This window comes from Streptomyces sp. NPDC005438, from assembly GCF_040606315.1.
Taxonomy (GTDB): Bacteria; Actinomycetota; Actinomycetes; order Streptomycetales; family Streptomycetaceae; genus Streptomyces.
This window is the reverse complement of record NZ_JBEXEP010000016.1, coordinates 16392-31393: the sequence shown is the minus strand read 5'-3', so window position 1 is coordinate 31393 and position 15002 is coordinate 16392. Positions and strand designations below refer to the sequence as shown.

Here is a 15002-nt window from a genome sequence, read left to right as displayed (position 1 = left end):
GCCACCCACCACGGCGGCCAACGACCCGGGTGCCGAGGCGGCACGGTGACGGGCGATCACCCCGGAGTGCTGATCGTCGGCGCCGGTCCGGTGGGGCTGACCCTGGCCCTTCTCCTGGCGCGGTACGGGGTGCGCTCGACCGTGCTCGACGCCTCCTCGGGCGAGCCCGTACGCCGGGAGTCCCGCAGCTGTGTCCTGCGCCCCGAGACCGCCGCGTTCCTGCCCTCCGGGCTGGTCCTCCAGAGCGCCCGATGGCACCGCTGGCGCACCGAACGCCGGCGGCAGACGATGCAGTCACTCGACCTGGACTCCGACCACTCCCCCGTTCACCTGTCCCAACACAGTCTGGAGGCCGCGCTCCGGGAGGCGCTGTCCCGGGAGCACCTGGCGCGGGTGGTGCCGCACAGCCACGTGGACCAGGTGGAACAGGACGACGAGGGAGTGCGTGCGCACACCCGGGGTGGCGACGGTCGATGGTGGCGGGGCGCGTACCTGGTGGGCTGCGACGGCGCCAGATCCACCGTGCGCAAACTGATCGGAGTGCGGTTCGCCGGCCGCACCTCGGTGGAACGGCACGCGGTGGCCACCCTGCGGGTGCGACTGCCCTGGGAGGAGGAGGCACTCCTCCATCGGGAGATGCCCGGCAGTGGCGAGGAGGTGCTGGCCCGCCCTCTTCCGCGCGGACTGTGGCGGCTGGACTGGCTGCTGCCGCCACAGGGCGAACTGGTCACCCCCGAGGCCCTGTTGGAGCGGGTACGGGACTCCCTGTCCACCTGGCACGGTGTCGACGAGTCGGAGCTGCCTCCGTACGAGCTGCTGGACACCGGGGTGCACGTGTGCCACCAACGTCTGGCTCAACGGTGGCGTTCAGGGCGGGTGTTCCTCGCCGGAGACGCCGCGCACCTGGTCGGCGCCCTGGGGGTGCAGTCGGTCGACGAGGGGATCCAGGACGCGGCCAACCTGGCGTGGAAGCTGTCCGTCGCCCTGCGCGAACCACGTTCCGCACGCGACGAGGAGGCCCTGGACACCCTGCTGGACAGCTACGAGCGCGAGCGCAGGACCACGGTGGGCGCCCGCCTCCGCGCCGTGGACCAGTCGCTGCCGCTGGTGCGTTCCGAACGGGGGCTCCGCGTCAGACTGCCGGGCAAGACCACCCGCCACCACCTGAGCCTGCTGACCGACGGCCACCTGGGACGCGGCCCCATGGGTGCGCCCGCCCTCTACGACCGCTCCCCCCTGGCGGCCGGCAAGCACGTGCTGGCCCAGTCGGTCCCGGTGGAGACCCAGGTCGGCGCCCCGGTGGTGGACGTGCCGGTGGTCGCCGCGAACGGTGCCCGGGGGCGCCTGCGGGACTGGTGCGGGGGCCCGGGGGGCGAGCTGCTGGTGCTGTTCACGGCCCCCGGCACCGGGGTCTGGGACAGCAGGCACTGGCTGTCGGCCGGGTTGATGCCCGAGCTGGTCTCGGTGGTCTCCTCCCTCCCGCTGCGTACCGGTCTGCTGGTGACCGAGGAGTACCCGGGCGCTCCGGCACACTCCGTACTGGTGATACGAGCCGACGGCCACCTGGTGGCGGCGACCGCCGGGGTCCAGGCGGAGGCCCTGCGGGACTGTGTCGTCGCCCTCCGGGGTGAGTCGTTACGTGAGGAGCACCGGGCCGTCGGCAGCGGGTGACCACTCCACCCCCGACTGCCGCCTGGCGACGGGGAGTTGAGTCCCTTCGGCCGGTCCGTGACCTTTCGGCGGGTGCCCACGCGCCCTGCTGTGGCCAGTGTCCTCGCGCACCTCTCGGCGTCCGCTCGGTCGCGAGACAGCGCTCGGGCTCGCGTCGTGCGCGGACTCGGCGTCCAGCCCGCTGGCGCACGCGGCAACCCGGGGTTCGTGGGGGCGCGGTCCCCTCGGCCCGTGGTCGTCGGTCGGCCGTGGCCGAGTACGTTCCCCTGCCGGGTAGGCAAGGGGAACGGAGTGGGTACGGCTCCCGGGTGGGTGCCCCTGCCGTGCGAGGGGCACCGGCCCTGTCCGGGACCGGCCTCCCCGGGTTCCGTCCCCCAGCTCCGTCCCGGGGTACACCCCGCGGAGCCCCTGTGGTGGTGCGCTGGTCTTCGGGTGGCATCGAGCCGGGGCTCCTCTCTGTCCGTGGGTGCGCTCCGTCGATGGGGGCTGGACGGGGACTGGGTCACCGACAGTGGCTCGGGGCGGTGGTTCGGCTCGCGGAGTACGAGGGGCGCCCTCCCCTGGCCGGTGGGGTCCTCGGTGGTTCCCTGTCGGCGCTGTCCCCGGTCTGTCCCCGGTCGCGGCCTCGGGCCCCGGGCAGTGGGCGGGGACACGGTCGGCTGGCGGCCGGACCGTGTCCGCCCCGAGTCCGCTCGCCGGCCGGCAGGGCTGGCGCATGTCCCGCCGCTTCTCCCCGCCCCCGGTGCCCGTCGGAGGGGGCCGGTACGGGGCCGGCTCGTCGGGGTCGGTGACGAACAGGGCGAGGTGATGTGGCGCCCCTCGGGGCCGGCCGCGGAGTGCTCGGGGCAGGATGTCGGGGTACGCGTGACCTGCGCGAACACGAGCGAGTGTCCGGCCGTGCTCGGCGAGTGGGCGTACCCGTGGGTCGGCGAGGTGGGCCGCGACCGATGGAGGTTCCCCACGACCGGGCGTCGACGGTGCCGGCGCCGTTCCCCGACCCCACGGTCCACGGCCCGGCGCGGTGGCGCCGGCACGGACACGTACGCGTCCACGACGGATGTGTGAACGGAAGTGCCCAACTGTTGGGCGGCACTTGACCGGTCCGACGCGACTTGCTGTACTCGGCGGCTATGAACGGCACACAGCTGTACCGCTGGCGGAGGGTCCACGTGGACCTGCTCCGCTATGCCGGCTGCGTGTGTCGGCGTTCGTACTGAGCTTCCACCCCATCGCGCCCCGACCAGCGCAATGGGTCGTTCATCTTCTGACTCAGAACGGACTCCCATGCCCCTCCTTCCCGACACCCCCGCGCCTGTTGCCGACGTCGCTACCGATGCCGGTCGCACCACTTCGCCCTCCCCCACGCCGAACGCCGCGACGGTCGTCGCTCCTCGCCCAGCCCCCGAAGGGCAACAGCACCAACAACGGGGCGGCAAGGGAGAGTTGACGCCCCCGCACAGCGACACCGAGGCGCTGGAGACCGCGTCGACGCCAGGCCGTCGTACGCGCGGTGAGGGCCCCACCCCCACCCAACTGTTGGAGTTCGTCCAGCGCGGTGTGCTGGACGCGGAGCTGATCGCCTCCCTGCCACTCGACCCCGAGGAGCGCACCTGGCTACGGCTGGAGGGACCCGAGGGGAGCGAGGCGTGGTTGATCGCCTGGCCGCCGGGAACCGGCACCGGGTGGCACGACCACGGAGGCTCCCACGGTGCCTTCGCCGTGGCGCGGGGCGGGCTCACCGAGGACTCCCTGGCGGTGCGCCTTCCGACCGAGGGGTGGAAGACCCTGGAGCTGGCCGAAGGCGTTGACCGGGTACGGGAGTTGGCGGACGGTCGTGGCCGTGCGTTCGGCGCCCACCACGTCCACCAGGTCCTCAACAACTCGCCCCAGGACCACGCGATCTCCGTGCACGCCTACTACCCCCCGCTGCCGAGTATGCGTCGCTACAGCCGCGACGGTGCCACCCTCCGCCTGGAAGAGGTGGAGCTTCCCGGGGAGTGGGAGTGAGCGGGATCGAGGAGCTGTTGGCCTCCGCCCGGTCGGAGCTGGGGCGCCGTCTGCACCCCCACGAGGCCCACGCGCTGTCCCGTGAGGGCGGGTTACTGGTGGACATCCGCTACGCCTCTCTTCGGGAACGGGACGGTGTGGTGCCGGAGGCACTGATCGTGGAGCGCAACGAACTGGAGTGGCGGCTCGATCCGTTGGGCTCCCACCGGGTGGCCCAGGCGGTCGACCACGAGGTGGCCGTGGTCGTGCTGTGCAACGAGGGCTACGCCTCCAGCCTGGCCGCACTCTCCCTACGTCGGCTCGGTCTGCGGTACGCCACCGACCTGGTCGGTGGTTTTCAGGCGTGGCGAGCGGCGGGACTCCCTGTCACAGCTGGCCCGGGCCGGGTGGCCCCTCCGGTGGTCGCCGACTAGAGCTCCCAGTCCTCCTCGGCCTGTTGCCCCGAGGAGGCTTCCGGGTCCTCGGCCGCCTCCGCCTCCATCGCCTCCCGGATCACTCGCCGGGACAGGTCCTCCCCGTACCCCTTGCGGGCCAGCAGGCCCGCAAGGCGCCGTATCCGCCGCTGTCTGTCGAGCCCTCTGGTGGAGCGCAGTTTGCGTTCCACCAGAGCCCTCGCCGTACGGACCTCCTGGTCGGTGTCCAGCTGTGACACCGCCGCCTCGATGACCTCGGACTCCAACCCCTTGGTTCGCAGCTCACGTGCGAGCGCCCGTCGGGCCAGCCCCTTGCTGTGGTGGCGGGACTCCACCCACGCGTCGGCGAAGGCGTCGTCGTCGATCATGCCGGCTTCCTCGAAGCGGGCCAGCACGGTCTCGGCGACCTCGTCGGGGATCTCCTTGCGGCGCATCGCCTCAGCGAGTTGGGCGCGTGTCTTGGGGCTGCCGGTCAACAACCGCAGGCACAGCGCCCTGGCCCGTTGCTCTGGGCTGGCCGTGGAGGCCTGACCCATCTCGTCGGTGCCGTCACCGAAGGGGGCCGAACCCGTCCCGGAACTGCGTGAGTTGGGCGCCCTCCGTCCGCCTTTGATGCGCGGTGACCCCACCCCGGCCCTCGACGAGGCGGGGTCACCGCCGTCCTCATCCGCCCCGGCCGCCTCCGGGCCGGGCCAGGTGCTGCGACGTGTCATCCCCTAGCCCTTGGCAGCGGCCTTGGTGGCCTTGGTCGCCTTGACCGCGGGAGCTGGAGCTGGTGCCACGGGAGCGCTGTCCGTCCCGGTCGCCGCGTCCGTGCCGGGTTCCCCGGCGGCTGGCGGCTTCACGCCGATGCCCAGCTTCTCCTTGATCTTCTTCTCGATCTCGTTGGCCAGGTCGGGGTTGTCCCGCAGGAAGTTACGGGCGTTCTCCTTGCCCTGTCCCAGCTGGTCGCCCTCGTAGGTGTACCAGGCGCCGGACTTGCGGATGAAGCCGTTCTCCACGCCCATGTCGATCAGGCCGCCCTCGCGGCTGATGCCCATCCCGTAGAGGATGTCGAACTCCGCCTGCTTGAACGGCGGGGCGACCTTGTTCTTGACGACCTTGACGCGGGTGCGGTTGCCCACCGCGTCGGTGCCGTCCTTGAGCGTCTCGATACGACGGATGTCCAGCCGGACCGAGGAGTAGAACTTCAGGGCCCGCCCACCGGTGGTGGTCTCCGGCGAGCCGAACATCACGCCCACCTTCTCGCGCAGCTGGTTGATGAAGATGGCGGTGGTCTTCGACTGGCTCAGTGCACCGGTGATCTTCCGCAGAGCCTGGCTCATCAGCCGGGCCTGCAGGCCGACGTGGGAGTCACCCATCTCGCCCTCGATCTCCGCCCGGGGCACCAGAGCGGCCACCGAGTCGACCACGATCAGATCCAGGGCACCGGACCTAATCAGCATGTCGGTGATCTCCAGAGCCTGCTCGCCGTTGTCCGGCTGGGAGAGGATCAGGGAGTCCACGTCCACGCCCAGCTTCTTGGCGTACTCCGGGTCAAGGGCGTGCTCGGCGTCCACGAAGGCCACGGTGCCGCCGGCCTTCTGCGCGTTGGCCACGGCGTGCAGCGTCAACGTCGTCTTACCGGAGGACTCCGGGCCGTACACCTCCACCACGCGCCCCCGGGGCAGCCCTCCCACGCCGAGAGCCACGTCCAGTGCGGTCGACCCGGTCGGGATCACCTCGACCGGCTCGTTCGGCCGCTCGCCAAGGCGCATCACCGCGCCCTTGCCGAACTGCCGCTCAATCTGCGCGAGTGCGGCGTCCAGCGCCTTCTCGCGGTCGTTTCCTGCCATCGGTGCCACCCGGTTGTTCGTTTGAGTCGATCGCTTCACGTCGCAAGACGCTAGCGGCTGCCACTGACAATCCCTCCGAAAGCAGCCTCACAGGGGCCCACCGCACGGAGAAGCTCGCCGGTTTTCCCATGAGAATCGATGTTCGATTTTTGCGTCAAGTCACCCACCCTGCCTGTGGATAACTCCCGAAACAGCAGGTCAACTGGCCTTTCCAGCAGTCGATTTGAGAGGGGGAAGCCCGTCCGACGACACGTCAGAACGACCGTCACGCCCAACGATCACCCCTGCCAGGCTCTCCTCCGTCGACCTTCCGCCGGCCCTCACCGCTTGTCGGCCGGGATCTCCATCGCCACACACACCGCGCGCCAGACCCGTTTCGCCTCCCACCCGGCGGCCAGCGCCTCGTGGACCGTCCGCCCTCCCAGCTCGGACATCACATGGTCACGCGCGAAGGAGTCGGCGTAGCTCTCGCCGAAGTGGTCCGCCATCCGCTGCCAGAAAACCGTCAACCGCATGAGTCCCAGTCTCCCCCGGGGAAGTCACCCGCCCAACCACCGCACCCCCGCGGTCACCGCCACGGCCACGCCGATCACCACCAGGAACGGCGCTCTCACCAACAGTGCCACCCCGGCGGCGCCCACCCCGGCGGCGCGGGCGTCCACCGCCAGGGCGCCGTCGCCGCCGAAGGTCTGCTGAGCGGTGAGCGCCGCGAGCAGCGCCACCGGAACGAGTGCCGCGAGCCGTCGTACCAGGGGCCGTTCCAGGAAGCCCGCCGGCACCACCAGCCCCGACCACTTGGCCAGATAACACCCCACAGCCGTGAGCAGGATGGCCGTCCACACCGCCGCACCACTCACGACGACTCCCCCTCACGGCGCGCGGCGACGACGCGGCCGTGCACGGCCAGCACCAGGGGAGCGGCCAACGCCGCCACCAGCACCGGTACCCCAGCCGGGAGCAGGGGCAACGCCGTCAGCCCCAGCACCACCGCGACGACGGCGGTGGCCCGTTCCACGGTGGACCGCAGCATCGGGGCCAGCAGGGCGAGGAACACGGCGGGGCCGGCCGCGTCCAGGCCCCAGGCGTCGGTGTCCCCCAGGGCACCCGCGCCGACGGCGCCCAGCAGGGTGGTGAGGTTCCACAGCACGTACAGGGTGGCCCCGGTGACCGTGAAGCCCAGGCGGGCGGCCCGGCGTCCCTCCTGCGACAGGGCCACCACCGAGGTCTCGTCGATGACCCAGTGGGCGGCCAGCGGTCGTACCCCGCGCGGCAGGCGCAGCAGGGTGGACAGCCGCAGCCCGTAGAAGGCGTTCCGCACTCCGAGGAAGAAGGCCCCGGCCGCGGCGGTCAACGGGTTGCCGCCGGCGGCCAGTGCTCCCACCAGGGCGAACTGTGAGGCACCGGTGAACACCAGGAGGCTGAGGGCGCAGGTCTGGGCGAGGCTGAGCCCCGCGCCGGCCGAGGTCACCCCGAAGGCGAACCCCGACAGTCCCACGGCGATGCCCACGCCCAGGGCGTCACGGATGACGGCTCCGTCGTCGCGGGAGGCGGGTGGTGGGTTCGGGCTGTTGATGGCTGTGGTCTCCGTCGGTTCTGACACGGCCGCCACGCTAGGTCGGCGCGTGCTGGGTGGTCTTGTACGTTCTTGCGCTCCGTCGGCGCGCGGCGGCCGTGCGCCGACGGAGCGGCGTACCGGTGCACGCCCCGGCCCCGTCGACGCGGGTTCAGCGCGTCGCGCGTTCGCGTTGGTAGGCCCCCGGAGGCACCCCGACGATGCGGGAGAAGTGCCGACCCAGGTGTGCCTGGTCGGTGAACCCCACCGTCGGCGCGACCTCGGCCGGCGGCACCCCGGACTCCAGCAACGCACGGGCCCGGCGCACCCGCTCACTGGTGAGCCAGGAGTGCGGAGGCATTCCGTAGCGTTCCCGGAACGCCCGCAGCAGCGCGTACGGACTCACCGACAGCTCCCGGGCCAGGACCTCCAGGGTGGGTGGCCGCTGCATCCGTGACCCGAGGATCTCCCGTGCCCGCGCCGCGCTTCGCGCCCCCGCACCGGGTACCTCGCGGGTACCCGTCCCCCGGGCGTAGCGGGTGACCAGCCGCGCCACCGTCATCCGCAGCAGGCTGTCGGCGGCCAGTCCGTGCCCCTCCTCCGCCGCACGGTGCACGGCGGTGACCAGACGTACCGAGACGGAGTCGGTGATCACGGACTGGTCGAAACCCAGGGTGCCGGTGACGGTCGAGAACTCCGAAGCCAACTCCCGCACCAGCCGCTCGGTGGGATAGAGCGTGTAGTAGGCCCAGCCCTGGGCGGTCTCCGCGCGGGCGCTGTGCGCGACCTCGGGGTTGATCAGCACGATCTGACCGACACCCACCCGCTCGACACCGTGCGGCATCCCGACCCGCTCCACCCCGTGCACGATCGCCCCGATGACGTACCCCTGGTGGGCGTGGCGGGGGAAGGTGTGCCGCAGGTACCGGGCACGCAGCAGGTCGACTCCCGGCAGTTCGGGATGCCGCCAGTGACGCGCCCACTCCTCGGGGCCCGAACACGACGACCCGGTCTCCATGGCCCCATTCTGCGCGGTGGCGGAAGAGGGCGACCACCGTGTCTCGCCCCTCGACCAGGGCACTTGGCCGAACGGGCCGGGACGGTGGCCGAGCCCGCCGCCGGGCGGCCGGCGGCCGTCTGTCAGTGGCCGGGTGCACGATGGGTGCCATGGCTCGTTCGACAGGTCCCTCTCCGGTGTCCACGGCGCTGGAGGGCTTCTCCCCCGCGACCCGCGCCTGGTTCTCGGGGGCCTTCCACGCACCCACCGCCGCCCAGGAGGGCGCCTGGCGGGCCATCGCCGAGGACACGGACGCCCTGGTCGTCGCCCCCACCGGGTCCGGCAAGACCCTGGCTGCCTTTCTGGCCGCCCTCGACCGTCTCGCCTCCACACCACCCCCCGCCGACCCGGTCGCCCGCTGCCGGGTGCTGTACGTCTCCCCGCTCAAGGCGCTCGCGGTGGACGTGGAACGCAACCTCCGCAGCCCCCTGACGGGCATCCGTCAGGAGTGCCTGCGCCTGGGCCTGGAGGAGCCCCACATCGAGGTCGGCATCCGCTCCGGGGACACCCCGGCCAGCGAGCGCCGTTCCCTGAGCCGCCGCCCCCCGGACATCCTCATCACCACCCCCGAGTCGCTGTTCCTGATGCTCACCTCCTCCGCCCGGGAAGCACTGTCCGGGGTGGAGACGGTGATCCTGGACGAGGTGCACGCCGTCGCCGGCACCAAACGGGGCGCCCATCTGGCGCTCTCCCTGGAGCGGCTGGACTGGATGCTGGGCGCCGGGAACCGTGGCCCGGCCCGACGTATCGGGTTGTCGGCCACGGTCCGCCCGGTGGACGAGGTGGCCCGCTTCCTGTCCCCGGGACGGCGGGTGAGCGTGGTGCAGCCGCCCTCCGGCAAGCGCTTCGAGCTGTCGGTGGTGGTGCCCGTCGAGGACATGGGCGAGCTGGGCGGCGCCCCGGCGTCGGAGTCCGACGAGGGGGACCGCCCGTCCATCTGGCCCTCGGTGGAGGAACGGATCGCCGACCTGGTGCAGGAGCACCGCTCCACCATCGTCTTCGCCAACTCGCGGCGCCTGGCCGAGCGACTGTGCAACAGACTCAACGAGATCGCCTACGAACGCGCCACCGGCGAACCCCTGCCCGAGTCCCACAGCCCCGCCGAGCTGATGGCGGAGGCGGGCGCGGCACGCGGGGCACCGCCGGTGCTGGCGCGCGCCCACCACGGTTCGGTCTCCAAGGAGCAGCGCGCCCAGGTCGAGGAGGACCTCAAGGCCGGTCGGCTGCCCGCCGTGGTGGCCACCTCCAGCCTGGAGCTGGGTATCGACATGGGAGCCGTCGACCTGGTCGTGCAGGTGGAGTCGCCGCCCTCGGTCGCCTCCGGGCTGCAACGGGTGGGCAGGGCGGGCCACCAGGTGGGGGCGGTCTCCACGGGTGTGGTCTTCCCCAAGTACCGCGGTGACCTGGTCCAGTCCGCCGTGGTGACCGAACGTATGCGGGACGGGGCGATCGAGGCGCTGCGCGTGCCCTCCAACCCCCTGGACGTGCTCGCCCAGCAGCTGATCGCGGTCACCGCCATGAACACCTGGGACGTGGACGAACTCCTGCTGCTGGTGCGCCGCGCCGCACCGTTCTCCTCCCTCCCGGAGTCCGCCTTCCACGGGGTGCTGGACATGCTCGCGGGGCGGTATCCGTCCGACGCCTTCGCCGAGTTGCGCCCCCGGGTGGTGTGGGACCGTACGGCGAACACCGTCACCGGGCGGCCCGGCGCGCAGCGACTGGCCGTGACCTCGGGGGGCACCATCCCCGACCGGGGGCTTTTCGGGGTGTTCCTCGCCGGCTCCTCCTCCGGCGCTTCGGGGGGCCGCAGGGTGGGCGAGCTGGACGAGGAGATGGTGTACGAGTCGCGGGTGGGCGACGTGTTCACCCTGGGCACCAGTTCCTGGCGGATCGAGGACATCACCCGCGACCAGGTGCTGGTGACCCCGGCCCCCGGGGTCCCCGGACGGCTGCCGTTCTGGAAGGGCGACCAGCTGGGCCGGCCACTGGAGTTGGGCCGGGCCGTCGGCGCCTTCCTCCGCGAGGTCTCCGGCCTCTCCCCGGAAGCCGCCACCCGACGCCTCGTGGACGCCGGGCTGGACGAGCTGGCCTGCCGCAACCTGTTGGCGTACGTGGACGAGCAGCGCGCCGCGTGTGGACACGTACCCGACGACCGGACGATCGTGGTGGAGCGCTTCCGGGACGAGCTGGGCGACTGGCGGGTGGTGGTCCACTCCCCCTTCGGCGCGCAGGTCCACGCGCCCTGGGCACTGGCGCTGGCCGCCCGGCTGACCGAGCGGCTCGGGGTGGACGCCCAGGTGATGCACGCGGACGACGGGCTGGTGCTGCGGCTGCCGGACGCCGACCTGCTGGGCCTGGACCTGCTGGACGACCCGCTCACCGGTCCGCCGCCCACCGGCGACCTCGACCCGGAGCAGGCGCCGGTCGCCGCCGACGACGTGGTCTTCGACCAGGGGGACGTCGAACGCCTGGTCACCGACCAGGTGGGGGGATCGGCCCTGTTCGCCGCCCGGTTCCGGGAGTGCGCCGCCCGCGCCCTGCTGCTGCCCCGCCGCAACCCCGGCAAGCGCACCCCGCTGTGGCAGCAGAGACAGCGCGCCTCCCAACTCCTCCAGGTGGCCAGCGAGTTCGGCTCCTTCCCGATGGTGCTGGAGGCGGTCCGCGAGTGTCTGCAGGACGTGTTCGACGTGCCGGGCCTCACCGAGCTGATGGGGGACATCGCCTCGCGGAAGGTCCGCCTGGTGGAGGTCACCACTCCCGAACCCTCGCCCTTCGCCCGTTCCCTGCTGTTCGGCTACGTCGCCCAGTACCTCTACGAGGGCGACTCCCCCCTCGCCGAACGCCGTGCCGCCGCCCTGTCCCTGGACTCCCGGTTGCTGGGCGAGCTGCTGGGGCAGTCCGAACTGCGCGAGCTGCTCGACCCCGAGGTGCTGGACCTGCTGGAGCGCGAGGCCCAGTGGCTCACCGACGACCGCCGGGTCAAGGACCTGGAGGGGGCCGCCGACGTCCTGCGGGTCCTGGGCCCCCTCACGATCGAGGAGCTGACCCGGCGCGGCGCCGAGCCCGAGTGGTTGACCGAGCTGGAGGGCACCCGCCGCGCCCTACGGGTCCGGGTCGCCGGCCAGGAGCACTGGTGCGCGGTGGAGGACGCCGGCCGACTGCGGGACGCCCTGGGCGTCGCCCTCCCGGTGGGCGTACCGGAGGCGTTCACCGAGCCGGTTCCCGACCCCCTGGGCGACCTGCTGAGCCGGTACGCCCGCACCCACGGCCCGTTCACCACACAGGAGGCGGCGGCACGGTTCGGCCTGGGCTCGGCCGTCGTGGAGGGCACACTGCGACGACTGGCCGCCCACAACCGTGTGGTGCACGGGGAATTCCGCCCCCCGACGCGGTCGGCCGAGCCGGGGCACCTGGGCCCGGAGTGGTGCGACGCCACGATGCTCCGCCGGCTGCGACGCCGCTCCCTGGCCGCCCTCCGCCAGGAACTCGAACCCGTACCACCGGCCGCCCTCGCCACCTTCCTCCCCCGCTGGCAGCAGCTGGACGGCGCCGAGGTGCGCGGGGTGGACGGACTGGCCCATGTGATCGAACAGCTCCAGGGAGCCGCGGTGCCCGCCTCGGCCCTGGAGCGGTTGGTGCTGCCGAGCCGGGTCAGGGGGTACGCGCCGACCCTGCTGGACGAGCTGACCGCCAGTGGCGAGGTGGTCTGGGCGGGGGCCGGAGCACTGCCCGGCAAGGACGGCTGGGTGTCGCTGTATCTCACCGAGGCGGCACCTCTGTTGCTTCCCGACCCGCTGCCCCTGGAGCTGACCGAGCGGCACGAGGCCGTGCTGGACGCGCTGCGAGGCGGGTTCGGACTGTTCTTCCGCCAGCTCGGCGAGCGGCTGCGCCCCCACCATCCCGACCTGACCGAGTCCCAGCTGGTCCAGACCCTGTGGGACCTGGCCTGGTCGGGGCGGATCACCAACGACACCCTGCACCCCCTGCGGGCCATGCTCGGCTCGGGCCGCACCAGGGGCTCCACGGCCCACCGGGCCCGACGGCCCACCCCGCGAGGGCGATACGGGGCACTGCGGGCGGCGGCCGGCCCGACCTCCACCGGCCCGGGGCGCGGCCCCGCCACGGTCGCCGGACGCTGGTCCCTGCTGCCCGAGCGGGAGAGCGACCCCACCCACCGGGCCCACGCCCTGGCCAGGTCCCTGTTGGACCGGCACGGGGTGGTGACCCGTGGCGCGGTGGCGGCCGAGGGCGTGGAGGGCGGCTTCGCCGCCGCGTACCGGGTGCTCTCCGCCTTCGAGGACAGCGGACAGGCGAGGCGGGGGTATGTGGTGGAGAGCCTCGGGGCGGCACAGTTCGCCGTCGACGGAGCGGTGGACCGGCTGCGGGCGATCCACTCCGCCCGCGAGCGGAGCGCGGAGGAGCACCCGTTCGAAGCGGGCTACGGAGAGGGTCCGCCCGCGGTCGTGCTGGCCGCCGCCGACCCCGCCAACGCCTACGGGGCCGCGCTGTCCTGGCCGGAGTCACCGCAGGGGAGCACCCACAAGCCCGGCCGCAAGGCGGGGGCGGTGGTGGTGCTGGCCGCCGGGGAGTTGCTGCTCTACCTGGAGCGAGGGGGCAAGACCCTGCTGGCCTGGCCGGCAGGCACCTCGGCGCGTACGGACCAGGGCGAAGCCGGTCTGCGGGCGGCGGCCGAGGCGCTGGTGAAGGCCGTACGGGCGGGGTCACTCGGCACGCTGACCGTGGAACGCGTCAACGGTCTGCCCGCCCTGACCTCCGAGCTGAGCCCCCTCCTGGAGTCCGTGGGGTTCCATCCCACCCCCAAGGGCCTGCGACTGCGCGGAACGGCATAGCCCCACGGAGCCGTCGGTGCCCCCACAGCGTGGCGGACGGCATCATGGATGCCATGCCCGAAGGCGACACCGTCTGGTACGCGGCGAGCCGGCTCCACCAGGCGCTGGCCGGCCAGACCCTGGTCCGCAGCGACTTCCGCACCCCACGGCTGGCCACCGTGGACCTGGTCGGCCGGTCGGTACGGGAGGTCGCCGCACGCGGAAAGCACCTGCTGATCCGGGTCGACGGAGACGTCACCGTGCACTCGCACCTAGGCATGGACGGCACCTGGCGGACCGTGACCGGCACCACTCCCCGGGGCGGGCCGGCCCACCAGATGCGGGTCCTGCTGGGCACCCGCGAACGGCTGGCCATCGGCTTCCGCCTCCCCCTCCTCGAAGTGCTGCGCACCGGTGAGGAGTTGAGCCGACTCGGCCACCTGGGCCCTGACCTCCTGGGGCCCGACTGGGACGCGTCCGAGGCGTACGACCGGGTCACCGCCGAACCCCAACGCCCGCTGGCCGAAGCCCTGTTGGACCAACACAACCTGGCCGGCATCGGCAACATCTACGCCAACGAACTGTGCTACCTCGCCGGCGCCTCACCGCAGACCCCGGTTGGCGACCTCCCGGAGGAACGGCTGCGCCGTCTGCTCACCGTGGCCCCGAAGCTGTTGGAAGCCAACAAGGACCGCCCCCTTCGCCGGACCACCAGAGAACAGCGCCCCATCGAGTCACTGTGGGTGTACGGCCGAGACCAACTCCCCTGCCGACGTTGCGGAACCACCATCCGGCGCCACCAGGACGGCTCACCCGGGCGGGAGCGAGTGCGGTACACCTGCCCGCGTTGTCAGCCCTCACCACCGGGCGGTCCGTGACCAGCGGGCCCGGAGGTACGCCCCCGTGCGGCGCGCGGTGGCCGCGAGGCACAGTGCACCGGAAGGACGCTGACGCCCCAACCTCCGGCCACCACCGAAGCCTCCAGCGGCCCACACTCGGCGGGCCAGACCACCACCCGCCACAGGGCCACGCTCCAGACGACGGCGACGGCGAGGCCGAACAGCAGCCGCACCAGCCCGAAGGCATCCACGAACGGCCACCTCCCAGATCCGTACCGACGGATGTCAGCGATGCCGTCCCATGCTCCCTCACCTCGGGCAAGCGCGCGACCACACAGCGAAAGGGCCGGCGAAACCGCTGTTCGCCGGCCCTTTCGGACGCGCTCTGACTGACGCTGTGGAGGTGTCTAGGCGGCCACCACGTCGACAGCTTCGGATGGTGCCTTGATGGTGACGCGCTCTTCGGGAACCCCGGTGACCGCACCCACGGAGAGGGGGTTGAGAACGGGGCGCATCGGCGCTGGCACCGTCTCGCTGGCTGCCGACTGGGCGAGTTCGGCAAGTGCCAGTTCGTCGCTGACCTCACGCATGACCTCGGACATCCGAACGTCCAGTGCGTCACAGATCGATGTCAGCAGCTCGGACGAGGCTTCCTTCTGCCCCCGCTCGACCTCGGAGAGGTAGCCGAGCGAAACCCGAGCGGACGAAGAGACTTCGCGCAGGGTCCGGCCCTGACGCTGGCGCTGCCGACGCAGCACGTCACCCAGTAGGCGACGAAGCAGAATCATCGGTGGCTCCC

General features: G+C 72.4%; 14 protein-coding genes. 6 read left to right on the top strand and 8 right to left on the bottom strand.

What is annotated here, in order from left to right; translation table 11 throughout:
* Positions 1-45 precede the first annotated feature (45 nt).
* The 4 genes from ABZT14_RS24660 (at position 46) to ABZT14_RS24645 (ending at position 4091) form a co-directional block, all read left to right on the top strand.
* Positions 46-1671 (top strand): FAD-dependent monooxygenase, encoded by a 1626-nt coding sequence (locus ABZT14_RS24660; RefSeq protein WP_356306423.1) that lies wholly within the window; start codon positions 46-48, stop codon positions 1669-1671.
* A gap of 1130 nt (positions 1672-2801) precedes the next feature.
* The gene (locus ABZT14_RS24655; protein WP_356306544.1) at positions 2802-2888 is read left to right on the top strand and encodes a putative leader peptide; all 87 of its coding nucleotides are present in this window, start codon (positions 2802-2804) and stop codon (positions 2886-2888) included.
* Positions 2889-3144: 256 nt separating this feature from the next.
* Entirely contained in the window at positions 3145-3678 is a 534-nt protein-coding gene (locus ABZT14_RS24650; protein WP_356306541.1) for a cysteine dioxygenase, read from the top strand.
* Complete coding sequence (locus ABZT14_RS24645) at positions 3675-4091, top strand: rhodanese-like domain-containing protein (RefSeq protein WP_356306421.1); 417 nt, start codon at positions 3675-3677, stop codon at positions 4089-4091. Before ABZT14_RS24650 ends, ABZT14_RS24645 begins: the two co-directional genes overlap by 4 nt.
* Here the strand turns inward: ABZT14_RS24645 and ABZT14_RS24640 are convergent.
* From ABZT14_RS24640 to ABZT14_RS24615, 6 genes are all read right to left on the bottom strand, one after another.
* Positions 4088-4804 (bottom strand): regulatory protein RecX, encoded by a 717-nt coding sequence (locus ABZT14_RS24640; protein ID WP_356306419.1) that lies wholly within the window; start codon positions 4802-4804, stop codon positions 4088-4090. The two genes, ABZT14_RS24645 and ABZT14_RS24640, sit on opposite strands and share 4 nt — an antisense overlap.
* Positions 4805-4807: 3 nt before the next feature.
* Positions 4808-5926 (bottom strand): recombinase RecA, encoded by a 1119-nt coding sequence (recA, locus tag ABZT14_RS24635; RefSeq protein ID WP_356306417.1) that lies wholly within the window; start codon positions 5924-5926, stop codon positions 4808-4810.
* Positions 5927-6246: 320 nt separating this feature from the next.
* Complete coding sequence (locus ABZT14_RS24630; protein WP_356306415.1) at positions 6247-6441, bottom strand: DUF3046 domain-containing protein; 195 nt, start codon at positions 6439-6441, stop codon at positions 6247-6249.
* A gap of 24 nt (positions 6442-6465) precedes the next feature.
* The gene (locus ABZT14_RS24625; RefSeq protein ID WP_356306413.1) at positions 6466-6783 is read right to left on the bottom strand and encodes an AzlD domain-containing protein; all 318 of its coding nucleotides are present in this window, start codon (positions 6781-6783) and stop codon (positions 6466-6468) included.
* Entirely contained in the window at positions 6780-7499 is a 720-nt protein-coding gene (locus tag ABZT14_RS24620; RefSeq protein ID WP_356306538.1) for an AzlC family ABC transporter permease, read from the bottom strand. Before ABZT14_RS24620 ends, ABZT14_RS24625 begins: the two co-directional genes overlap by 4 nt.
* Positions 7500-7650: 151 nt before the next feature.
* Positions 7651-8496 (bottom strand): AraC family transcriptional regulator, encoded by an 846-nt coding sequence (locus ABZT14_RS24615; protein ID WP_356306411.1) that lies wholly within the window; start codon positions 8494-8496, stop codon positions 7651-7653.
* 149 nt (positions 8497-8645) lie between these two features.
* Here ABZT14_RS24615 and ABZT14_RS24610 point away from each other — a divergent pair, with 149 nt between their 5' ends.
* Both ABZT14_RS24610 and ABZT14_RS24605 read left to right on the top strand, forming a co-directional pair.
* Positions 8646-13385 (top strand): ATP-dependent helicase, encoded by a 4740-nt coding sequence (locus ABZT14_RS24610; protein WP_356306409.1) that lies wholly within the window; start codon positions 8646-8648, stop codon positions 13383-13385.
* 53 nt (positions 13386-13438) lie between these two features.
* Positions 13439-14242, top strand: a complete 804-nt coding sequence (locus ABZT14_RS24605; RefSeq protein ID WP_356306407.1) for a DNA-formamidopyrimidine glycosylase family protein — start codon at positions 13439-13441, stop codon at positions 14240-14242.
* Here ABZT14_RS24605 and ABZT14_RS24600 read toward each other — a convergent pair.
* Both ABZT14_RS24600 and ABZT14_RS24595 read right to left on the bottom strand, forming a co-directional pair.
* Positions 14215-14454, bottom strand: a complete 240-nt coding sequence (locus ABZT14_RS24600) for a hypothetical protein (RefSeq protein ID WP_356306405.1) — start codon at positions 14452-14454, stop codon at positions 14215-14217. The genes ABZT14_RS24605 and ABZT14_RS24600 overlap by 28 nt on opposite strands.
* A 156-nt stretch (positions 14455-14610) precedes the next feature.
* Positions 14611-14991 (bottom strand): helix-turn-helix transcriptional regulator, encoded by a 381-nt coding sequence (locus tag ABZT14_RS24595; RefSeq protein WP_356306403.1) that lies wholly within the window; start codon positions 14989-14991, stop codon positions 14611-14613.
* Between the last annotated feature and the right edge of the window lie 11 nt (positions 14992-15002).

Excerpts from the sequence above, each read along its gene's own strand:
- ABZT14_RS24630 (WP_356306415.1), bottom strand. The coding sequence starts at position 6,441 with ATGCGGTTGACGGTTTTCTGGCAGCGGATGGCGGACCACTTCGGCGAG.
- ABZT14_RS24610 (WP_356306409.1), top strand. The coding sequence starts at position 8,646 with ATGGCTCGTTCGACAGGTCCCTCTCCGGTGTCCACGGCGCTGGAGGGC.
- ABZT14_RS24605 (WP_356306407.1), top strand. The coding sequence starts at position 13,439 with ATGCCCGAAGGCGACACCGTCTGGTACGCGGCGAGCCGGCTCCACCAG.
- ABZT14_RS24655 (WP_356306544.1), top strand. The coding sequence starts at position 2,802 with ATGAACGGCACACAGCTGTACCGCTGGCGGAGGGTCCACGTGGACCTG.
- ABZT14_RS24595 (WP_356306403.1), bottom strand. The coding sequence starts at position 14,991 with ATGATTCTGCTTCGTCGCCTACTGGGTGACGTGCTGCGTCGGCAGCGC.
- ABZT14_RS24615 (WP_356306411.1), bottom strand. The coding sequence starts at position 8,496 with ATGGAGACCGGGTCGTCGTGTTCGGGCCCCGAGGAGTGGGCGCGTCAC.
- recA (WP_356306417.1), bottom strand. The coding sequence starts at position 5,926 with ATGGCAGGAAACGACCGCGAGAAGGCGCTGGACGCCGCACTCGCGCAG.
- ABZT14_RS24640 (WP_356306419.1), bottom strand. The coding sequence starts at position 4,804 with ATGACACGTCGCAGCACCTGGCCCGGCCCGGAGGCGGCCGGGGCGGAT.